21 protein-coding genes are annotated in these 21746 nt (G+C 57.1%); 10 read left to right on the forward strand and 11 right to left on the reverse strand.

The features are described 5' to 3' along the window. Positions 1 to 2: 2 nt before the first annotated feature. On the reverse strand, positions 3 to 476 hold the full coding sequence (greB, locus tag OJ965_RS04325) for a transcription elongation factor GreB (protein WP_009087707.1): 474 nt from the start codon (positions 474 to 476) through the stop codon (positions 3 to 5). Between the two features lie 179 nt (positions 477 to 655). Beyond that, complete coding sequence (yjbE, locus tag OJ965_RS04330) at positions 656 to 904, reverse strand: exopolysaccharide production protein YjbE (protein ID WP_009087705.1); 249 nt, start codon at positions 902 to 904, stop codon at positions 656 to 658. Between the two features lie 536 nt (positions 905 to 1440). Here yjbE and ompR point away from each other — a divergent pair. Both ompR and envZ read left to right on the forward strand, forming a co-directional pair. After that, entirely contained in the window at positions 1441 to 2160 is a 720-nt protein-coding gene (gene ompR, locus OJ965_RS04335) for an osmolarity response regulator transcription factor OmpR (RefSeq protein WP_003853014.1), read from the forward strand. Next, the gene (envZ, locus tag OJ965_RS04340) at positions 2157 to 3527 is read left to right on the forward strand and encodes a two-component system sensor histidine kinase EnvZ (RefSeq protein ID WP_009087704.1); all 1371 of its coding nucleotides are present in this window, start codon (positions 2157 to 2159) and stop codon (positions 3525 to 3527) included. The genes ompR and envZ overlap by 4 nt, the downstream gene beginning before the upstream one ends. 36 nt (positions 3528 to 3563) lie before the next feature. Here envZ and pckA read toward each other — a convergent pair whose 3' ends face one another. The 5 genes from pckA to OJ965_RS04365 form a co-directional block, all read right to left on the reverse strand. Next, positions 3564 to 5183 (reverse strand): phosphoenolpyruvate carboxykinase (ATP), encoded by a 1620-nt coding sequence (gene pckA / locus OJ965_RS04345; RefSeq protein ID WP_265137955.1) that lies wholly within the window; start codon positions 5181 to 5183, stop codon positions 3564 to 3566. Between the two features lie 367 nt (positions 5184 to 5550). After that, complete coding sequence (hslO, locus tag OJ965_RS04350; protein WP_009087701.1) at positions 5551 to 6417, reverse strand: Hsp33 family molecular chaperone HslO; 867 nt, start codon at positions 6415 to 6417, stop codon at positions 5551 to 5553. A gap of 49 nt (positions 6418 to 6466) precedes the next feature. After that, entirely contained in the window at positions 6467 to 6868 is a 402-nt protein-coding gene (gene hslR / locus OJ965_RS04355; protein ID WP_009087700.1) for a ribosome-associated heat shock protein Hsp15, read from the reverse strand. A 13-nt stretch (positions 6869 to 6881) separates the two neighbouring features. Then, on the reverse strand, positions 6882 to 7529 hold the full coding sequence (gene yrfG / locus OJ965_RS04360) for a GMP/IMP nucleotidase (RefSeq protein ID WP_009087698.1): 648 nt from the start codon (positions 7527 to 7529) through the stop codon (positions 6882 to 6884). Positions 7530 to 7585: 56 nt separating this feature from the next. Further along, on the reverse strand, positions 7586 to 9721 hold the full coding sequence (locus OJ965_RS04365) for an intracellular growth attenuator family protein (RefSeq protein WP_111207883.1): 2136 nt from the start codon (positions 9719 to 9721) through the stop codon (positions 7586 to 7588). 391 nt (positions 9722 to 10112) lie between these two features. Between OJ965_RS04365 and nudE the strand changes: the two genes are divergently transcribed. After that, positions 10113 to 10676 (forward strand): ADP compounds hydrolase NudE, encoded by a 564-nt coding sequence (nudE, locus tag OJ965_RS04370; protein WP_058957850.1) that lies wholly within the window; start codon positions 10113 to 10115, stop codon positions 10674 to 10676. Positions 10677 to 10726: 50 nt separating this feature from the next. Here the strand turns inward: nudE and OJ965_RS04375 are convergent, their stop codons facing one another. From OJ965_RS04375 to mrcA, 4 genes are all read right to left on the reverse strand, one after another. Then, the gene (locus OJ965_RS04375) at positions 10727 to 12025 is read right to left on the reverse strand and encodes a cytosine permease (protein ID WP_265137962.1); all 1299 of its coding nucleotides are present in this window, start codon (positions 12023 to 12025) and stop codon (positions 10727 to 10729) included. A 20-nt stretch (positions 12026 to 12045) separates the two neighbouring features. Continuing rightward, complete coding sequence (locus OJ965_RS04380; RefSeq protein WP_265137964.1) at positions 12046 to 12735, reverse strand: helix-turn-helix transcriptional regulator; 690 nt, start codon at positions 12733 to 12735, stop codon at positions 12046 to 12048. Positions 12736 to 12750: 15 nt separating this feature from the next. Further along, complete coding sequence (locus OJ965_RS04385) at positions 12751 to 13170, reverse strand: GNAT family N-acetyltransferase (RefSeq protein ID WP_265137966.1); 420 nt, start codon at positions 13168 to 13170, stop codon at positions 12751 to 12753. A 465-nt stretch (positions 13171 to 13635) separates the two neighbouring features. After that, a complete protein-coding gene (gene mrcA, locus OJ965_RS04390; RefSeq protein ID WP_265137968.1) occupies positions 13636 to 16185 on the reverse strand; it encodes a peptidoglycan glycosyltransferase/peptidoglycan DD-transpeptidase MrcA in 2550 nt (849 codons plus the stop codon). Between the two features lie 116 nt (positions 16186 to 16301). On the opposite strand from mrcA, the gene pilM reads away from it, so the two are divergent. From pilM to aroB, 7 genes are all read left to right on the forward strand, one after another. After that, positions 16302 to 17120 carry a type IV pilus biogenesis protein PilM gene (gene pilM, locus OJ965_RS04395; protein ID WP_265137970.1) on the forward strand — a complete coding sequence of 273 codons (819 nt, stop codon included), beginning with the start codon at positions 16302 to 16304 and terminating at the stop codon, positions 17118 to 17120. Beyond that, entirely contained in the window at positions 17111 to 17650 is a 540-nt protein-coding gene (locus OJ965_RS04400) for a PilN domain-containing protein (RefSeq protein WP_058957849.1), read from the forward strand. Before pilM ends, OJ965_RS04400 begins: the two co-directional genes overlap by 10 nt. Next, positions 17643 to 18131 carry a HofO family protein gene (locus OJ965_RS04405; protein WP_265137974.1) on the forward strand — a complete coding sequence of 163 codons (489 nt, stop codon included), beginning with the start codon at positions 17643 to 17645 and terminating at the stop codon, positions 18129 to 18131. The genes OJ965_RS04400 and OJ965_RS04405 overlap by 8 nt, the downstream gene beginning before the upstream one ends. Continuing rightward, complete coding sequence (locus tag OJ965_RS04410) at positions 18121 to 18501, forward strand: DUF2531 family protein (protein WP_265137976.1); 381 nt, start codon at positions 18121 to 18123, stop codon at positions 18499 to 18501. Before OJ965_RS04405 ends, OJ965_RS04410 begins: the two co-directional genes overlap by 11 nt. Next, on the forward strand, positions 18443 to 19711 hold the full coding sequence (gene hofQ / locus OJ965_RS04415) for a DNA uptake porin HofQ (RefSeq protein ID WP_265137978.1): 1269 nt from the start codon (positions 18443 to 18445) through the stop codon (positions 19709 to 19711). Before OJ965_RS04410 ends, hofQ begins: the two co-directional genes overlap by 59 nt. Before the next feature lie 363 nt (positions 19712 to 20074). Further along, complete coding sequence (gene aroK / locus OJ965_RS04420) at positions 20075 to 20596, forward strand: shikimate kinase AroK (RefSeq protein WP_003852989.1); 522 nt, start codon at positions 20075 to 20077, stop codon at positions 20594 to 20596. Between the two features lie 38 nt (positions 20597 to 20634). Continuing rightward, entirely contained in the window at positions 20635 to 21723 is a 1089-nt protein-coding gene (aroB, locus tag OJ965_RS04425; RefSeq protein ID WP_009087678.1) for a 3-dehydroquinate synthase, read from the forward strand. Positions 21724 to 21746 lie beyond the last annotated feature (23 nt).

Here is a 21746-nt window from a genome sequence, read left to right on the forward strand (position 1 = left end):
CGTTATTGCGGGTAGTCAATCGCGTTGACATACCAGAGCGCCGGACCCACTGGCGTCTCGACGGTGGCAGCATCGCCCACCTCTTTTTTCAGCAGTGCCCGCGCCATCGGCGAGTCGATGGAGATGTAATCCTTGCGGCCAAAAATCTCATCGTAGCCCACGATGCGGAAGCGTTTGAGGTCGCCCGCATCGTTTTCAATTTCCACCCAGGCACCGAAGAAGACTTTGCCATCCTGCTGAGGCGAGTAGTCAACGATGCGCAGCTGCTCAAGACTTTTGGTCAGGTAGCGAACGCGACGGTCAATTTCCCGCAGCCGTTTCTTGTTGTACTGATAGTCGGCATTTTCACTGCGATCGCCAAGGCTGGCAGCCCAGGTCACCTTTTTGGTCACTTCCGGTCGCTCTTCACGCCAGAGGTAGTCGAGTTCCGCTTTCAGCTTATCGAAGCCTTCGCGGGTAATCAGTCGGGTTTTCATGCTAATCCGGCCAGCCAAATCAAAAGAGAAACAGTGTAAGGCAAACAGGGCGCGGCAAAAAAGAGTCGGGGAAGGGGTTTTTAAAGCTAAAAACCCGCGTTGACTTCCCCGGCGGCGAAAGGGGTGCTGCTGAAGCGTAATCTGGAGCCAGTCACAGGACGCTGGCCAATAAAACAGACTTATTTTCCGGCGTGAGTCGCCGTGGTGGTCGAGGTGCCGGTGCCATGTCCGTCACCGCCGCCGCCGCCCATGGTCGCCAGCGCAACGCCCAGCAGGGCCGCGACTGCGCCAACGCCAATGGCGTCAGAGTTACCTTTAGCGGTTGAGGTTGCCGCTGCACCGGCCGCTTCACCGGTCGCTGTGGCAGCATAACCTGGGCTGACGCTGCCTAATGCCAGCGCGCTCAGCAGTAAAATCGTTTTTTTCATTGTGTAATCCCCGTTGAGACGTCGAATGGTGCCTGAGCAGTCTGGTTGAAAACGGAGAAAGCGAAAAGTTGGCTTTACTGATTGATTTATCGGACTTTAATTTCAACTGGCCTTGCTGTGATAAGCACTGAAATTAATCCGAGATGAGGATGGCGTCCCGGGCGCTTTTGCTGGAATATTATGCTGTCTGGATGCGGGCAGGGTAGATTATCTGGAGCTTATCCATAATGATGACTCGGTTTTAAGCCAAATTAACTGCTAAGCCGCTGAATTTCTTCATTGAATAAATGCCGGTCCGCTTCTGACGCCAGCGATTCTGAGAAACAGGGCCGTTTTTTCAGATTTGCCGTATCCTGCCCTGTCGCCGGTAAAAAGGGTGAGCCTGGCCCCGAAATTGGCCCGAAATTAAATATAAGCTCCTGTTTAATATGCTTTGTAACAATTTTGGCTAGAATATAAACCATTAATGACTGTCACTATAAGGCATCTTTTTTTAACAATGTTGGCTCAGGCAATAGCGCCTTTGGGAGTTGAAAATGCAAGAGAACTACAAAATTCTGGTCGTCGATGATGATATGCGTCTGCGTGCTCTGCTTGAACGCTATCTCACCGAGCAGGGCTTTCAGGTGCGCAGTGTCGCTAATGCCGAGCAGATGGATCGTCTGTTAACCCGTGAATCCTTTCATCTGATGGTGCTCGACCTGATGCTGCCAGGTGAAGATGGCCTCTCTATCTGCCGTCGTCTGCGCAGTCAGAGCAACCCGATGCCTATCATTATGGTGACGGCCAAGGGCGAAGAGGTCGATCGTATCGTCGGGCTGGAGATCGGCGCGGACGACTACATTCCTAAACCCTTTAACCCGCGTGAACTGCTGGCGCGTATCCGCGCGGTGCTGCGTCGTCAGGCTAATGAACTGCCAGGCGCACCGTCGCAGGAAGAGGCGATTATCGCCTTTGGTAAATTCAAACTTAACCTCGGCACCCGCGAGATGTTCCGTGAAGATGAGCCGATGCCGCTGACCAGCGGTGAGTTCGCCGTGCTGAAAGCCCTGGTGAGCCACCCGCGTGAGCCGCTGTCGCGCGACAAGCTGATGAACCTGGCGCGTGGCCGTGAATACAGTGCCATGGAGCGTTCGATTGACGTTCAGATCTCCCGCCTGCGTCGCATGGTGGAAGAGGACCCGGCACATCCACGCTACATTCAGACCGTCTGGGGTCTGGGCTACGTCTTCGTGCCGGACGGCAGTAAAGCATGAGGCGACTGCGCTTCTCGCCACGCAGTTCGTTTGCGCGCACCCTGCTGCTGATCGTGACCCTGCTGTTTGTCAGCCTGGTCACGACCTATCTGGTGGTGCTGAACTTTGCCATCCTTCCCAGCCTGCAGCAGTTCAATAAGGTGCTGGCATACGAAGTACGTATGCTGATGACCGACCGGCTGCAGCTGGAGGATGGTACGCAGCTGGAAGTGCCTCCGGCGTTTCGCCGGGAAATCTACCGCGAACTGGGGATCTCGCTCTACACCAATGCAGCAGCAGAGGAGAGCGGATTGCGTTGGGCGCAGCACTATGAATTCCTGAGTGAACAGATGGGGCAGCAGCTGGGCGGGCCCACCGATGTGCGGGTTGAGGTCAACAAAAACTCGCCTGTGGTCTGGCTGAAAACCTGGCTGTCGCCTGATATCTGGGTGCGGGTACCCCTGACGGAAATCCATCAGGGCGACTTCTCGCCGCTGTTCCGCTATACCCTGGCGATAATGCTGCTGGCGATTGGCGGCGCCTGGCTGTTTATCCGCATCCAGAACCGGCCGCTGGTGGATCTGGAGCACGCCGCTCTGCAGGTCGGGCGCGGGATTATTCCGCCGCCGCTGCGCGAGTATGGCGCGTCCGAAGTCCGATCGGTGACCCGGGCCTTTAACCAGATGGCGGCCGGGGTAAAACAGCTGGCGGATGACCGCACGCTGCTCATGGCGGGGGTCAGTCACGACCTGCGCACGCCGCTGACCCGTATTCGTCTCGCCACCGAGATGATGAGCGAGCAGGATGGCTATCTGGCCGAATCGATTAACAAAGATATCGAAGAGTGCAACGCCATCATCGAACAGTTCATCGACTACCTGCGCACCGGTCAGGAGATGCAGACCGAGCGCGCCGACCTGAACAGCGTGCTGGGCGAGGTGGTGGCCGCAGAGAGTGGCTACGAACGTGAGATCGAAAATGCGGTGATGCCGGAAGAGTTAATGCTGGATATCAACCCGCTGTCGATCAAACGCGCACTGGCTAACTTGGTGGTCAACGCCGCGCGATACGGCAATGGCTGGATTAAAGTCAGCAGCGGACGGGAACTGCATCGCGCCTGGTTTCAGGTGGAAGATGACGGGCCGGGTATTAAGCCCGATCAGCTGGCGCATCTCTTCCAGCCATTTGTGCGCGGCGACAGTGCCCGCAGCACCAGCGGAACCGGTCTCGGCCTGGCGATTGTACAGCGTATTATTGATGCGCATCAGGGGTCGCTGGAGATTGGCGAGAGCGAGCGCGGGGGATTGCGTATTCGCGCCTGGTTGCCGTTGACGGAAAATATGGCGCTGAGCCATAACAACGGCAGCAACAGCGTCTCCGGCGGATAAAACCGGCGCGGCAGGAGGACTGCCGCGCCCGTTCCGTCAGCGTTGCGGGCCCGCTTTTACCAGCGCCGCACCGGCTGCGTTATCGGTGTACTTATCGAAGTTATCAATAAAGCGCTGCGCCAGACCTTCGGCGGCGGCAGTCCACTTCTCTTCACTCTCCCAGCTGCGACGCGGATCGAGCGTCTCACTGTCCAGCTCACCCAGTGTCACCGGCATCTGCAGATTGAAGATCGGCAGGGTTTCTACCGGCGCATCATCCAGTTCACCCGCCAGGATCGCATTGATGATGGCACGGGTATTTTTCAGCGAGATGCGCTTGCCGCTGCCGTTCCAGCCGGTATTGACCAGATACGCCTGCGCACCGGACGCCTCCATCCGCTTCACCAGCACTTCGGCATACTGCGTCGGGTGCAGCGTCAGGAATGCGGCGCCAAAACAGGCAGAGAAGGTCGGTGTCGGCTCAGTCACACCACGCTCGGTTCCGGCCAGTTTGGCGGTAAAACCGGACAGGAAATGATACTGTGTCTGCTCAGGCGTCAGACGGGAAACCGGTGGCAACACCCCAAACGCATCGGCGGTCAGGAAAATCACCTTCTTCGCATGGCCCGCTTTTGAGACCGGCTGCACGATGTTGTCGATGTGATTGATCGGGTAAGAGACGCGGGTGTTTTCGGTTTTGCTGCCGTCGGCGTAATTCACGCTGCCATCTTCGCGCACCACCACATTTTCCAGCAGCGCATTACGGCGAATGGCGCGGTAGATCTCCGGCTCAGCCTGCTCTGAGAGGTTGATGGTTTTGGCGTAGCAGCCGCCCTCGAAGTTAAACACGCCGTCATCGTCCCAGCCATGTTCATCATCGCCAATCAGCTGGCGGTCAGGATCGGTCGAGAGGGTGGTTTTCCCGGTGCCCGACAGGCCAAAGAAGACCGCCACGTCGCCCGCTTTGCCGACGTTGGCAGAGCAGTGCATCGAAGCGATGCCTTTCAGCGGCAGCAGGTAGTTCATGATGGCGAACAGACCTTTCTTCATCTCGCCGCCGTACCAGGTGCCACCAATCAGCTGCATGCGCTCCGTCAGGTTGAAGGCGACAAAGTTCTCAGAGTGCAGACCCTGCGCCTGCCAGTCCGGGTTGGTGCATTTCGCGCCGTTCATCACCACAAAATCGGGCGTGAAGTCGGCCAGCTCAGCGTCGGTCGGCTGGATGAACATATTTTTGACGAAGTGGGCCTGCCAGGCCACTTCGGTGACGAAACGCACGCTCAGACGGGAGTCAGCATTGGCACCGCAGAAGGCATCCACGACAAACAGGCGCTTGCCGGAGAGCTGCCGGGTGACGCAGCTTTTCAGCGCGTTCCAGGTCTCCTGCGACAGGGGCTGGTTGTCATTTTTGCCGGTGCCCTGGTCGTTCCACCACAGGGTATCGCGCGTGGTGTCGTCACGCACAATGTACTTATCCTTTGGCGATCGCCCGGTGAAAATCCCGGTGTCTACTGCAATCGCACCGCTCTGCGTCAGGGTGCCACGTGCAAAACCTTCGAGGTCCGGGCGCGTCTCTTCCTGAAAGAGCGTGTCGTAATCAGGGTTGTAAACCACTTCCGTGGTATCCACGATGCCCAAAGCGGCAAGGTCTTGCGAGGTCAGGCCGTTAACGCGCATTTTACTGCTCCTTAAATCGGTGTCTGTTCTGCAAAGCAGAGATAGGTTGGGATCGTACGGCCGGCTGTTGCACTGATGCGACGACGCACTGAAAAGTCACAGCGCGTCGTCACCTCAGCCTGCAGGCACAACCAGGCTTATCAGGGCTTCTGCCTCTGCCTTCCGGGCGGCTGCACGATCGCGCGCAGTTTACTCTTCTGCGTTGAGGGAAAAAGGGCAGCGATCTAAAAATGCGACTCAGGGCGCGTTAAGGCTATGTTTCGAACGTTTTAAAGATGTTATGAAAGTAAAAAAAGATAATTTGTCTGAGAAATTATGGGGATAGGAGGGGGAGAGGAAAACGGGGCGGCAGACGCCGCCCGGTGAATCAGTGCAGACGCTCGTCATTCCCGTGAGAATGGCTGCGAATCGCCGCGATATCGACTGCGTCAAACACGTAGTCTGAACCGCAGTAGTCGCAGTGCATGTCAATTTTGCCATCTTCCGCGATGATCTCATCCACCTCTTCCTTCGGCAGCGTGGTCAGCACTTCACCACAGCGTTCACGCGAACAGGTGCATTTGTAGATGACCGGCTGCGGATCATAGAGGGTGACCTCTTCCTGATGGTAGAGACGCCACAGCACCTCATTGGCCGGCAGGGTGATCAGCTCGTCGGTTTTGATGGTTTCCGTCAGGGTCGCGAGGTGGTCGAACGCCTCTTTCTCTGTCTCCTGTGCCGGCAGAACCTGCAGCAGGATACCGGCGGCACCCTGGTCGCTGGTGCGGATAAACAGCCGCGTAGGCAGCTGCTCAGAACGCATGAAGTAATCTTCCAGGCATTCCGCCAGCGTTTCACCTTCCAGTCCCACCACGCCCTGATAGCGTTCACCTTTTTCAGGGGAGATGGTGATCACCAGGTAGCCGTTGCCTACCATGCTTTTCAGGGTGCTGTCGGCCGGGATGTCGCCTTTAATGCGCGCCACGCCACGCAGCTCCTGATTGTTGTTGCCGTTGATCACCGCCAGAGAGAGCGGACCGTCACCCTGCAGCTGCACGGTAATTTCACCGTCAAACTTCAGCGTGGCGGTCAGCAGGCTGGTGGCGACCAGCATCTCACCCAGCAGCGTCTTAACCGGAGCCGGATAGTCGTGGTTCTTCACGGTTTCACGCCAGGTGTCGGAGACGTTCACCAGCTCGCCGCGCACAGCGGCATTTTCAAACAGATAACGGTGCAGTTGATCCTGGACTGACATATTTTTTCTCTCACTGGAACGGGGCGATGGCGCGTCCGCGAAGACGGCATTACTCATCGCCCGATAATTTAAACTTCATCAAATCGCGACGCTCTTTTTTGTCAGGTCGCCGATCGGGATGGGGCATAGTCAGCGCATTCAGTTTGCGTGCCTGCGCCATTTTTTCGCGTTTCTCGATACTGGCATCGGTTTCGCGGTAGAGCTGCTGTGCCTCGCTGGCGGGGCGGCGCTGAGCGCTGATATTCGCCACCACCACGGTGCGTTCATCGTTGCCCTGACGCACGGTCAGTTCCGCATTCAGCTCGACGATCTTGCCGGGTTTACTGCGCTGACCGTTGTAGTGCACTTTGCCGCCTTCAATCATCTCCCGCGCAATCGCCCGGGTTTTGTAAAAGCGCGCCGCCCACAGCCATTTGTCGAGGCGAACCTCTTCGCTGCTTTTCTCTTTCATTGCTGCTCCTGACTCAGATCAGCGTCCGGTAGTCGCCGGTGGCGCGGTGACGCTGAAAGATTTGCTCAGGACGACCCGAATCGGGATTTTTTACGCCTAAGCACCAGCCGATGCCCCATGACGCCGCAGCATCCAGAATCACTTCGCTGTCGTCGATAAACAGCGTGCGCGGCGCAGAAAAGCCGGTGTGCTGTTGTACCGCCTGCCACAGACGCGGGTCTTCTTTCGGATACCCAAAGGTATGGGTGGAAAGTAATAAATCAAGGTGTGGCGCTAAACCTGTCTGCGCCAGTTTGACGTCGAGATTATAGGGATGCGCGTTGGTCAGCAGGATGGTGCGCTTGCCAGCGCGACGCAGCGCCTGCAAAAAGGGCAGGGTGTCGTCACGCAGTGCGACCCGGCTGCGCATCGCCCAGGTCATGGCACGGATGTCCAGCGCCAGCGCCTCTGCCCAGTAATCCAGACAATACCAGTTTAGCGTATGGGCGACGGCCTGATACTTTTCCGTGATGATCCGGTCAGCGTCAGCCAGGGTGATGCCGCGCTGCTGGCTGAGCACCGCGGGCACATGCTCCAGCCAGAAATGACGATCAAACGCCAGATCCAGCAGCGTGCCATCCATGTCGAGCAGCACGGTGTCAATTTCAGACCAGTTGAGCATCGTGGCTCTCACCCTGTAAAAAAACCGGGCGACAGGGTAGCACAGAAGGGCAGGGCTCAGAATATCGAGCGCACGCTCTGCAAAGTGCTGAGATTATGGTTGAAACACTTGTCGTAGTAGAGCTGGATATCGATCATGCGCTGGCGATTACGGTGCATGCGGCGCAGAGCCAGCAGTCCGTTGATCACGCCGCAGGCCAGCAGCACCATCAGCAGCAGTACGGTGCCGAGATAGCGCCACTGCGCCATGGCATCCGGTTCATTGTGCAGCGCGATGTGACGCGTGCCGTTGGCATCGGTGGTGATGCTGGTGATGATGCCGCTGGCGCTGAAAGGCGTATGCAGCAGCATGGCGGAGATGCGCTGCAGCTCATGCCACTGAGCGGGCGGATCGAGATCGAACAGTGACACGGCAGGCTGAGGCTGACTGACCAGCTGGCGACCCTCGTCACTGACGATCAGGAATCCTCCCGGCGGCGGGCTGTTGAGATTTTCAGCCGCACGGCGGGTTTCGCGGAAAAAGAAGGTCGAGGTGGCGGTATTCACCAGGTTCTCCAGTGCTTCCGCACTGACCGGTCGCAGCAGCACGTTCATGCCGTTTAGCTGGCCGGAGTCGGCGCGGCGCATCAGCGCCTCCCAGTCTTTGGCGTTGCCCAGGTTTACCAGCGCGTTTTTCAGGCGCACGCAATCCTGCGGCTGATTACAGAGATCCTGGGTCTTCATGACCAGATCGGAGAAGTCATCCAGCAGAATCATCCCGGACTTCTGGATCGCTGACGCCAGCTGCGGGTTCAGTTTGGGATCGGTATTGGTTTCCGGGTGCAGCTGCCGGGTCGTGGTATCCAGCAGGGCGGCGGCTTTATCAATAATGTCAGATTGCGGCTGCGGCAACGGCTTCGCGTTATTCCAGTAGATGGCCGAGCAGTCGAACGGCATAAAGGCGTAACTCCGGTTGCTCTGGTAGTTATCCGGCACTGAACACATGCCGGTACCGCTCACCTTCAGGCTGTCGCCAATATTCAGGGCCACGCTGCTGAGTTTATCGACGCTGTTGACCTCCAGGCTGTCGGTGCCTCTGGCCCAGGCGAGACTGAGCTTGATCGGCATCCCGAGCGGGATCCAGGTGACCAGCAGGGTCAGCACCAGCAGCGAGCCGCAGGCCAGCACCACATTTTTCCGCCAGCGCTGAATCGGGAAATTTTTGACCTCATCCTGCAGGGATAAAAAGCGGCCCTGACGCACCACCTGACGGTTGAGGTAGATCTCCACGTCGGTCACCTGACCGAGGTCGTGCGCGACATAGGGCTGCCAGTGCGCCGGATAGGCGAGATCGATAATTCCCAGCGTGATGTTGCTCTGCTCCTGGTTCGATTCGCTGAACAGGCCCCAGCGCTTCGGCGCGCCGCGCAGGCAGTGGATGTCACGCAGGCCGCGCTCACCCGGAATGCGATAGAGCAGCCACAGGCTGGCTGCGATCATTCCCGCACCGGCCAGCACCAGCCAGATCATCAGAGTCGTGGGCACCAGCAGACTGAAGAAGAACAGTAAGAAGGCAAGCGAGATGATCACCCCTTCACGCGTGCCGTCTGGCCGCGACAGGCGATACTCTTCCGGGGTCTCTTTACGCACCTGCAGCAGTTCAACGTTTTCCGTTTCTGCTTTGCGGATCGAGGCGTTGGTCGACACCGGACGCATCAGCGTCGGCAGGGACTGCTGATCCACCGCGTAATCCACCAGCGAATGGCCGTTGAGCGAAATCACCAGCGGAATGGATTGGGTGCGGATTAACTCGACGTAGTTTTCGTCGGTGATGTACTGCTCCCACAGCGGCGGCAGATGAACTTCGACTTCATCCAGATAGTAACGCCATTTATGGGGATCGTCCGTTGAGAGGCCGTAGCGGGTAATGGCGCGGGTCACCGGATAGACGTTGTTGCTCTGCGCGGTCAGCGTCAGACGTTCAGACGCGCTGCGCTTGTCGGTCGTCACGGCGGTGCGGGGCTGTTTTGCCAGTGCGGTGACATATTTGTCTACCGCCTCGCGCTCCTGAGGGGAAAGCTTACGGCAGGGCGGACTGATAAATGGCAGCGGTTTCGCCAACGGCGGACGATGCCGCATAGCGTACCAGAACCCAATACCTGCCAGGATTGAACAGGTCAGCACTATGGCCAGGATCATAAAGATTGTGCTCATGCTCTGCTCAATTCAGCCAAAATGCTGCCTTCACTTTAAACGTACGCTCCGGGGGATGCTCACTTCTGAAGAGGCATTCCGGAAGATTATATAATCCTGAGGAGTCAGACACCCGATTAAATAGTGCCAGGGAATATCTGATTAGCATTTATTAAACCCTGCCTTGTCCGAATGGTAACCGGCTCAGACTGGATTAAATATCGGTATTATCTGAAACTTATCGCAGCATATTGACTAATGCAAATTCAGTCTTAACTGATAACCAAAGGCTGTTATTCAATTGCCGGAATCTATGTAACGATATCGTTATGGTGAGACTGTCGCACAATTGCCTGGGGTTAGGTATGCTAATTCGTTCCTGATAGCCGGCGCAGAAACTTTTGAGGCTGATATGAAAATTCCAAAAAAACCTGACATCCTCAATATCACCGCCGTGGCGCGTTCGCGGCTGTTTACCGTCGAATCGGTCGATCTCGCCTTCAGTAATGGGGCGCGTCGCGTCTATGAGCGGATGAAGCCGTCAGAACGTGAAGCGGTCATGATTGTGCCCATTATTGATGACCATCTGATCCTGATTCAGGAGTATGCCGTCGGACTGGAAACTTATGAACTCGGGTTTCCCAAAGGGCTGATTGATGCAGGCGAAACCGTGAGTGAGGCGGCGGTGCGGGAACTGAAAGAAGAGGTCGGTTTTGGGGCTGAGCACCTCACGCCGCTGGGCAAGCTCACGATGGCCCCCTCCTACTTTTCCAGCAAAATGAATATCGTGGTGGCAGAAGGCCTCTATCCCGATAAGCTGGAAGGTGACGAGCCGGAGCCGCTGATTGTTCACCGCTGGCCGCTGAGCGATATGCTGTCGCTGCTGGAGGAACCCGATTTTCGCGAGGCACGCAACGTCAGTGCGCTCTTTATGGCGCGCGAATGGCTGGTGAAGCAGGGGCGTCTGCGCTACTGACAGCACGAGCGTAAGCAAAGAAACGTGCCTGCCACAGGCACGTTTTTGTTTTAGTCAGCGACGACTTTTTCCTTCAGGTCAGATGCGTGCTTCAGAAACGGGGCGGTTAACAGGTACACCGCACCTGCGACAAGAATCGAATTGAACACCGGAATGCCCCATTTACTCAGCAGGCCGGTAGCACCACCTGCCACGCTGGCAATCAGAGCTGGCCAGCCGATCAATGGCGAGGTTGCCGGGAGCGTATTGGCGCTGCGGCTCACAGCAAGTGTCTGGCGATGGGTTTTCAGCACGTAGTAGTCAATGATCATTACGCCCAGTACTGGCGGGAAGATCACACCCAGAAGTTCCAGAAAATCGACAAAACGATCGAGAATCCCGAATACGGAACAGAGTGTGCCAAGCAGTCCCAGAAGCAGTGTAATTGCCTGATAACGGGGTTTGTAGCCGGTCAGGCCTTCAATTGCGTTAGTAATGCCCAGCGTGGATGAGTAGAGGTTGAGATCATTGACACGCAGAGTTGAAAAGACCACCGCAAACAGACCCAGAGTGCTCGTTGTCTGTGTAATGATGACAATAATGTCTGACGTCTGCAGCTCTCTGGCAATCAGAATGGCGAGACCATTAATCCCATACTCTCCCGCCAGAATGGTCAGCAGGGTAATCGCAAATACATCTTTGCCGTTGCGTGAAAAACGCGTCAGATCGGGCGTCATCAGGCTGGCAAGAATCGCGCCGCCAATGACCATGGTAATGGCGGCACTCACGGTCAGGGTGTCAGTCGCAGGAACCGGCGGCGTGATGTGTCCTGGCTGGCCGTGAAAAGCGTGCCAGAAAATCCATCCAACCAGCATAATAAACAGCGGCACTGCAATGCGGGCAGTAAAGCGCAGCGCCTTAAAGCCAAAGGTGACCAGCAACGTCAGTACACCTCCCGACAGTGCCGCAGACCCGGCAAAGCTCAGCTTGCCGTTCAGGGCAAAGGTAAGCGAGCGGGCGAAAACCGCATTTTGAATCCCGAACCAGCCCAGCAGGCTGACCGCTACAAGCAGGCCTATCAATACAGATCCATGTCGACCAAAGCCACACCAGCGCGCCAGCAGACTGCCAGGCATTCCTTCGCGCATTCCCGCATAGCCGAGCGCAAATGTCAGCACGCCAAACAGCAGGCTGGCCAGCGTAATTGCGGTAAAGGCCTCACCTGCCGTCATGCTGCTGCCCAGAACGGCACCAAGCATGAACTGATCCAGTGCGGTCAGCATGCCCATATGCACAATCGCCACGCTTAGCAGGGAGAGTCTTTTGCTCTCAGGCACGCGGCTCAAAGGATAATCATCAAACTTACTCACTATGGGGTTTCCTTACCTGTTTAAATATAAATGACGCCTGTGCTGAGAAAACGTTCTGGCAGATAATTTTCCAGTGACTCAGCACGGCAGTAGCTCTCGAATTGTTGCAGGGAGTGCACTCCGGCTTTCTGATAAAGGGTAGTGATGCGGTTACCGACAGTTTTTACACTGAGGTTATAAATGCGGGCGATCTCTTTTGCGCTGAATCGTCGTAGCAGCAGGAAAATGACATCCAGCTCAGCAGGAGTAAACAGTGCGTGCTTCAGTCGCGTAGTGAGTACAGAAGATTTCTGAGGATCGATAAAACTCATTGCTGAAAGGTTGTCGACCGGGCGTGCATTCCAGATGCAGCCAAGCCACTGGTTTTTGTTGTCGAAAACAGGATATTTTTCGCTAATAAAAGGGGAAAGATAGTTATTGCCATACCAGTAGTGGGTTTCAATGACCGCCACGCTGCTATGATTCTCTTTTACCTGCAGGTCGTGCTGACAAAATTCATCGGCGCAATCACTCCAGCGCGTGGGAAATTCATTATCTTTTTTTCCCTCTAATAAATAGTTTTTTGGCGTGGCAGTATAGGCTCTCGCTGCTTCATTCATATACAGATGCTGAGAGACGTCATTTTTAAAGCCCCAGGGCGTGGGTAAAAGATCCATCGTTGTGGCGAATGCAGAAATAAATTCATCGATATTGCGGTATGGGCTGTCCATGGCACCTCGCTGAAACTATTCAGATGATAATCGTTTTGCCAGATAATAACGGGCGTAACGCTGGGCATATCCTTCCTGTTCGCCATAGACGCGATAACCCAGTTTTTCATAAAAACCACGCGCCTGGAAACTTAACGTATCGACTACTGCCATATGGCAATGGCGGTTGCGGGCTTCGTCTTCTGCTGCCTGCATCAGCTTACGGCCTGTGCCATGTAGCCGCCATGCATCATTTATCCACAGATAATGAATATCCAGCGTGCCACACCATGTGTGAGCGAGCAGTCCTCCCTGAATATTACCCTGGTCGTCATACAGGATAACATTCAGCGTCTTCATATTGATGTCGGCGAAGCGCTGATTATGCTGCCAGAGGCGCTGAATAATATAATTTTCAGTTTCAGCATCTTCAGTGTGGCTGATTTTAATTTCCATATAAAATTATCCATCTGAGTTTTGATAGAAATACAACCTTTTATTATTATCATGGTGGCAAGCGATGCGCAAGGGTTAATATTCCTCCTGTAGTGGTATGCCCGTGGCATTAAGATAGCTTTCGCTGACCGATGAAATACCTCCTTTTTTATTTGCCAGCACCTGGGAAAACTACGCTGATGTTAGCGATATAAAATAACAACATGCTTTTCGGTTCGGTTTCTGAATCGCTTTACACACACATGTTTCAATTGTCAGACTGAATGAATGCCAATCGCCGGGAGCGATTGGCTCTTTTCCCGTTAATAATTGTGCTATCTCTTCGGCTTTTATTTTTTCTTTGCGGCTCAAATGAGACTCAAGGATGAAAAGCTGCGTCTGTTTTCCCCGGATGAATGACCGGATAAAAAAGGCCAGTCACCTTACAGTGACCAGCCTCAGGGATATTCATGGAGGGATATTACATCAGAACAGCTCGTGACTCTCGCCGTTGTCCATAATGGTGGTGCCCACATCATGAACGGAATACTCGGTCGGCTGGGTACCGTTGATGAAGTACTCCTGACGCGTATTGCCTCCGCCATTTGCCAGCTTGCCGGTGCTGCGGTCAATCGTGACCGTGACCACGCTATCCGGCGGCGTTAACGGCTGCACCGGTACCCCCTCCAGCGCACTCTTCATATATTCATCCCATGCCGGTTGCGCACTCTTAGCGCCGCCCTCATAGCCTGAAATCTGATCGGGAATCGCGCCGGAAAGGGTGCTGCGGCCTAAATTGCGGCGCGCATCATCAAAACCGATCCAGACGGAGGTCACGACGCCAGGGCCATAACCCGAGAACCAGGCATCTTTCGAGCTGTTCGTGGTACCGGTTTTCCCGCCAATGTCATTACGCTTGAGGTCACGCCCGGCACGCCAGCCGGTTCCCATCCAACCCGGTTCACCGAAGATGTTGCTGTTCAGTGCGCTCCTGATGAGGAAGCTGAGCGGGGTGTTGATGACATGCGGGGCATATTGCTGTTCGCCCTGCTGTGCCTGCGCCGGAACCTGCTCCAGTGCAGGCTGTGGCACCGCCTGGTTCTGATTGCTGTCTGACGCGGCCACGTTCTCAACGCTCTCTTCGTTCAGCGCCAGCGCTTTCTTCGTTTCGCCGTAGATGACCGGCAGATTGCACTGCGGACAGGCGATCTTCGGTTTCTCTTCAAAGACAATGCCGCCCTGTTCATTCTCAATCCGGGTGATGAAGTACGGGTCAATCAGGAAGCCGCCATTCGCCATCACGGAGTAGCCGCGCACCACCTGTAACGGGGTGAACGAGGCCGCCCCCAGGGCCAGCGACTCGGTATGAATAATGTTCTGCGCCGGGAATCCAAAGCGCTGCAGATACTCTGCGGCATAATCCACGCCCATGGCGCGCATCGCACGCACCATCACCACGTTTTTCGACTGACCAAGTCCCTGACGCAGGCGAATCGGTCCATCGTAGGTTGGCGGTGAGTTTTTCGGACGCCAGTCGGCACCCGCACCGGCATCCCAGCGTGAAATCGGCACGTCGTTCAGGATCGACGCCAGCGTCAGTCCGCGATCCATCGCGGCGGTGTAGAGGAACGGCTTGATGTTAGAGCCGACCTGGCGCAGTGCCTGGGTTGCACGGTTAAACATGCTCTGGTTAAAGGCGAAGCCGCCTACCAGCGCCCGCACCGCACCATCATTCGGATCGAGTGAGACCAGCGCCGAGTTCACATCCGGTACCTGGCCCAGCCACCACGCATCACCCACTTTGCGCACCCAGATCTGCTGGCCTGGCTGCAGCACCTGCGTCACGCTTTTCGGCGTCGGGCCCTGCACGGTGTCAGACTTATAAGGACGCGCCCAGCGCACACCCGCTAAGGCCAGCGACACATTGCTGCCATCTTTCATCATCACGGTTGCTTCATCACTGCGTGCTTCCGTGACCACCGCCGGATAGAGCGGGCCATAGACCGGCAGCGCACTCAGCGCTTTCTCGATCTTAGTCTGATCCCAGGCGGGCTCGCCCACCCGCCACAGCACGCTGGTCGGGCCGCGATAGCCATGACGCATATCGTAGGCGATGACGTTGTTACGCACTGAAGTCTGAGCCGCTTCCTGCAGGCGGCGGGTCACGGTGGTGTAAACCTTATAGCCGTCGGTGTAGGCGTTGTCGCCGTAGCGCTTCACCATCTCCTGGCGCACCATCTCGCTGAGATAAGGGGCAGAGAAGGCGATTTCCGGGCCATGATATTTCGCCACCAGCGGCGTGTTGCGTGCCTCATCATACTGCTGCTGCGTGATGTAGTGCTGATCCAGCATACGCGCCAGCACCACGTTGCGACGCGACAGGGCGCGGCTCGGCGAATAGAGCGGGTTAAAGGTGGACGGCGCTTTCGGCAGACCGGCAATCATCGCCATTTCACTCAGCGACAGCTGGTCAACCGGCTTACCAAAATAGACCTGCGAAGCAGCACCGATGCCATAAGCCCGGTAGCCGAGGTAGATCTTATTCAGGTAGAGCTCAAGAATTTCATCCTTATTGAGTAACTGCTCAATGCGGATTGCCAGAAACGCTTCCTTTATTTTACGCATCAGGGTGCGTTCCGGACTCAGGAAGAAGTTACGGGCCAGCTGCTGAGTGATGGTACTTGCCCCCTGGGAGGCGTGACCGGAGACCAGCGCGATGCTGGCCGCACGGAAAATCCCCACCGGGTCCACACCGTGGTGCTCATAAAAACGGCTGTCTTCGGTTGCAATAAACGCTTTCACCATCACAGGTGGCACTTGCTGCAGGGTCAAAGGAATACGGCGCATTTCGCCATACTGGGCGATCAGATCGCCGTCGGCGCTGTAAACCTGCATAGGGGTTTGCAGACGCACATCTTTCAGCGTGTTGACGTCAGGCAGCTGTGGCTCGATGTACTTGTACAAGCCATAAATCGAGCCAGCTCCCAACAGGATGCAACACACTGTAAGGATCAATAAATACTTTACGAACTTCACCTGGAGTTTCCCATCTATTGTCGTTTGAGCAGTTTATAAACAACCGCGCGGTAGTATAAAGGCAAGCCAGACGCTTTGATATGTCCATTTTCCCGGACGATAAGGAGATCGCGCGCATGGCTTTTCATACCTGGCAAATCGGGCTGGATATTCAGAACAGGCAGATGTGTGGCCTGGCCCTCCAGCGTCGTCGTGATGGCTGGCAGCTACGCCACTGGTGGCTGCAACGGCTGCCGCAAGATACGTTAAGAAACGGCGTGCTGCAATCTTCGCCTGAATTACAGGCGGTCCTGACAGCCTGGCGTCAGCAGTTGCCGCGCCGTTACTCGCTGAGGGTCGGGTTCCCCGCCCGGCTGGTGCTGCAGCGGCCGCTTCCGCTGCCCGCACAGTCACTCAGAGAGCCTTCGCTGGGGCACTACGTGCAGGTGGCCGCGCGTCGTCTCTTTCCGCTGGAGCCTGACACGCTGGCGCTGGACTATCACGAGGAGGCCGGGAGCCGTCAGCTCTGCGTCACGGCGGCCCGGCGTGAGAGTGTTGACCAGTGGATGACGCCCCTGTTACAGGCAGGATTCAGGCCGCAGGTGCTGGAACTGACCACCGACGCGCTGAAGCGGCTGGCCCGGCAGGCGCGGCTGCCGGGCGGCACGGTGCTGGTGTTGCAGCAGGAGGGGCGCTGGCTCTGGAGTGATGCGCAGACCGCAGCGGAGTGTGATGACGCCACCACGCTGGATGCACTGAAACAGCAGGCCTTTCCCCAGGCAACGGCCATCGCCTGGTGTGCCGCCACGCCAGCCGCGCTGCCCGCTGACGCTGTCGCGTTTTCCCCTTTTGATCTGCTTCGTTATCAGCAGCCCCCGTTGCCCGCGAATCCGGGAGCCTTTGCACTGGCGACCGGGCTGGCGCTGACCAGCGGAGATGAGCCGGCGTGGCGGTAAATCTGCTGCCGTGGCGGCAGCAACGGCGGCAACGGCAGCGGCGGCAGAGCCTGCTGGTGCTGGCACTGGTGGCGGCCGGTCTGCTGCTGCTGATGATGCAGCAGGCGTACCGGGTCCATGAGGCGCGCCAGCAGATAGCGCAGGAGAGCAGAATGCAGCAGCAGGCGCTGGAGACACTGGCTGCGCGTTTAGCGCAGCAGAAGCAGCTGCTGGAACAGCTCGCGCTTCTGCAAAAACAGCAGGCGAAGCAGCGTGACAAGGCTGCGCAGCTGGCCGGGTGGCAACAGTTCTGGCGCGATCTGCCCGGCATGCTGCCCGATACCGCCTGGCTGACCCGGCTGGAGAAGCGCGATAACCGCCTGATCCTGGAGGGGCAGGCGCAGGATATGGCAGCAATCCGGCAGTTTCGCCAGCAGCTTGCTACCGCCGCCCTGTTGGGTCAGGTGCAGCAGGGTGGGGTCCGGCGTCAGGCGGATGGCCGCTACCATTTTTCGCTACGGGCGCAGATAGCCGGGGGACGCGATGATTGATCGCTGGTGTCAGATGGCGGCTGTTCCGCGCTACGGCCTGCTGCTCCTTCTCGCGTTGGGTCTGCTTTTGCTTATCTGGCTGCCGGGCTTACGGCCTCAGCAGCAGGCACTGACCGCTGAACGGGCGGCGCTGTCACAGTTAACCCGCACTCTGCAGCAGCGCCAGCAGCAGTGGCGTCAGCATCCCACCATCGCGCAGCTGCAGGCGCAGCGGGAGACGATGGAGGCCGCTCTGTCTCGCGCAGCCGCATCGGAGGGGGCTATCGACGATATTCTGGCGCGCCGCCCTCACCAGCTGGAGGCGTTGCAGCCGGATGGCCCCGCCCGCCTGCTGACACTGCATCTGCCGTGGCAGGCGTTCCGGACACTCTTTGCTGAATTTGCCCAGGCCTCTGCGCCATTGCCTGTGCATTTCCTGCTGCTGGCGCAGCCGCACGACCTGGAGGCGCAACTCTGGCTGGAGCCAGCCGATGCGCCATAGCCTGCTGATTCTGCTGTTGTGCTGGGGTGATGTGCTGGCACGCGATCCCTTCCGGCCTGTTGCCGGTTCCCTGTGTCAGGCGGCGGTAGCCCCACTCACCGGCTGGCGTCTGCAGGGGATTGCCGGGCGGGAAACCCGCTATCAGGCCTGGCTGCTTACCCCGCAGGGAGAACGCGTCACGCTGGGCAGCGATACGCCTTTTCCGCTGACGCCCTGGCAACTGGTGGCGATCACCTCCCGCAGCCTCACGCTTGCCGTGCCGGCGAGCTGTCACGCTCAGCGGACCACATTTTATTTAAAAGGATATGCGCATGTTAAGGATAGCGACCCTGCTCCTCATCAGCAGCCTGCAGCCGGTTTACGCCGCTGACGAGGCGCCGCTCAGCCTCGCTTTTGACCACGCACCGGTAGAGCAGATTCTGCAGGCGCTGGCTGACTATCAGCAGGTCAATCTGCTGATCGCGCCTGAGGTTGAGGGGGTGCTATCGCTGCGGCTGGATAACCTGCCGTGGCGTCAGGCGCTGGCGCTGGTGGCGCGGATAGCAAAACTGACGGTTATTGAGCAGGATAATGTTCTGCTGGTCTATCCGCTGCGCTGGCAGCAGGCGCAGGACGCGGCCCGGGAGGCGGAGCGGCAGGCGCAGTTACAGCAGACGCCTTTGCAACAGCGCACGGTCACACTCCGTTATGCCAGCGCCAGCGACGTTCATGCCAGCCTGCTGAGTGAACGCCAGTCACTGATGACGCCGCGTGGCAGCGTGACGGTGGATAAACGCACCAACGCGCTGCTTCTGCGCGATACCGCCGCGGCACTGAAAGAGACGGCGCGCTGGATCCAGGGGCTGGATCGGCCACTGGAGCAGATTGAACTCTCTGCCCATATCGTCACCATCAGTGAGGAGCATCTGCAGGAGCTGGGGGTGCAGTGGGGCATGCTGGCGGGAGATGCAGCGGTGACAGAGAGCCTGCATCATCCCCGGCTCGCTGTTCCGCTGGCGATAAGTTCACCCGGTATCAGCGCGGGGATGGCGCTGGCGCGTATCGGCGGCGCCCTGCTGGATCTGGAGCTGAGCGCTCTGGAGCAGGAGAACCAGATTGAGATCATCGCCAGTCCGCGCCTCTTCACCTCGCACCAGCAGACCGCCTCGATTAAGCAGGGCACTGAAATTCCCTATGAAGTGTCGGCAGGCAACAGCGGCGCCACCTCGATTGAGTTTAAAGAAGCGGTGCTGGGCATGGAGGTGACGCCCACTATCGCCGGAAACGGCCGTATCCGGCTGAAGATCCATATCAGTCAGAATATGCCGGGACGCAGCATCCGGACCGGTGACAGCGACATCTTATCCATCGATAAACAGGAAATAGAGACTCAGGTCACGGTCAGCGACGGGCAAACGCTGGCCTTAGGCGGTATCTTTCAGCAGCAGCGAAACCGGGGAGAGAACAGGGTGCCGCTGCTGGGAAAGGTGCCGCTGATTGGCGGACTGTTTCGCCAGCAATCGGCGCAGCGTAAAAAAAGAGAGCTGGTTATCTTTATTACGCCGCGATTGGTCAGGGAAGCAGCGCTTACGACGGGATAAAACGGAAAATGAGGCCCTCGGGGTCATCTGCGTTGACGCAGAAGAGGAATTAGCTTACAAGGTTTAGCGATTTTCAATACGGTGTAACCGTCTGAACCGGATAAATCCCGGTTAACAGATCAGACAACTCCTCTGTAAGCAGCGTGGTAAAAGACGCAGCGCTGGCGCGTTACAGTTTCGCGAACACAGGCCAATTCAGAAATGGATGTGCTGAAGGCAATATAATCGGTTGCCAAACAGCCTTGAGTGTTGAGATAATTTTTCATCTGACTCTTGCTAACGCTCATGAGGTCTCAGTTCCTGTCCCGCCAGCAAAAGCTGAACGCGGGGTATCATTAACGAATTCTTAGTAATACCGACAAAATGGCAGAGAAACGCAATATCTTTCTGGTTGGGCCGATGGGTGCCGGCAAAAGCACTATTGGCCGTCAGTTGGCTCAGCAACTCAACATGGAGTTCTTCGATTCCGATCAGGAAATTGAGCGACGCACCGGAGCGGATGTGGGCTGGGTTTTTGATGTCGAAGGCGAAGCTGGCTTTCGCGATCGCGAAGAAAAAATCATTAACGAACTGACCGAGAAGCAAGGCATCGTCCTGGCGACAGGGGGTGGTTCCGTCAAATCCCGGGAAACGCGTAACCGTCTCTCCGCCCGTGGTGTTGTGGTTTATCTTGAAACCACGATCGAGAAGCAACTGGCGCGCACTCAGCGCGATAAAAAACGTCCGTTGCTGCAGGTGGACTCCCCGCCGCGTGAGGTGCTTGAAGCGCTGGCTGGCGAACGTAACCCGCTCTACGAAGAGATCGCCGATGTGACCATTCGTACAGACGACCAGAGTGCGAAAGTCGTGGCGAATCAGATTATCCACATGTTGGAAAAAAGTTGATCCAACGTTCGAAGGCTCTCTGACAGGTATTGAGCATCATGGAGAAGATCACCGTCTCACTGGGGGAACGCAGTTACCCCATCACTATCGCCGCCGGACTGTTTAACGATCCGGCTTCTTTTTGGCCGCTGACCGCGGGCGAAAACGCCATGGTGGTGACCAACCAGACGCTGGCACCGCTCTATCTTGACAGGATAACGGCGCAGCTGACGGCGGCAGGCGTAAAAGTTGATCAGGTGATCTTACCCGATGGCGAACAATATAAGACGCTGGCGGTGATGGATCAGGTTTTTACCGCACTGCTGCAGAAGCCGCACGGTCGTGATACGACGCTGGTTGCCTTAGGCGGCGGCGTCATTGGCGATCTGGCCGGTTTTGCTGCGGCCAGCTATCAGCGTGGCGTGCGCTTTATTCAGGTTCCGACCACCTTACTGTCGCAGGTGGACTCGTCGGTGGGTGGCAAAACCGCTGTGAACCATCCGCTGGGCAAAAACATGATCGGCGCCTTTTATCAGCCTGCCTCGGTGGTGATCGATACCGCCTGTCTGCAGACGCTGCCGGCGCGTGAGCTGGCCTCCGGTCTGGCAGAAGTGATCAAGTATGGCGTTATTCTCGACGGCGCCTTTTTCCAGTGGCTGGAGCAGAATATTGATGCGCTGCTGGCGCTGGATGAACAGGCGCTGGCGTACTGCATTCGTCGCTGCTGTGAGCTGAAAGCAGAGGTGGTGGCGGCTGACGAGCGTGAAAACGGTCAGCGGGCGCTGCTCAATCTGGGGCACACTTTTGGCCATGCGATTGAAGCGCATATGGGCTATGGCAACTGGCTGCACGGTGAAGCGATTGCCGCAGGTATGGTGATGGCGGCGCGCACGGCGGAACGGCTGGGGCAGTTCCAGCCGCACGAGACGGAACGCCTCATTGCCCTGTTGCAGCGTGCCGGTTTACCGGTGCATGGCCCACAGGCGATGCGTGCAGAGATGTACCTGCCGCACATGATGCGCGATAAAAAAGTTCTGGCGGGCGAACTGCGGCTGGTTCTGCCGTTGTCGATCGGCCGCTCTGAAGTGCGTGGCGGCGTGGCACATGATATGGTGCTGGCTGCAATTAACGATTGTCAGCAACCCTGAGAATAAGCAGTTGAGTGGTGACG

The sequence above is a fragment of the Pantoea anthophila genome, from assembly GCF_026104315.1.
In the GTDB taxonomy this organism is placed as follows: Bacteria; Pseudomonadota; Gammaproteobacteria; order Enterobacterales; family Enterobacteriaceae; genus Pantoea; species Pantoea anthophila.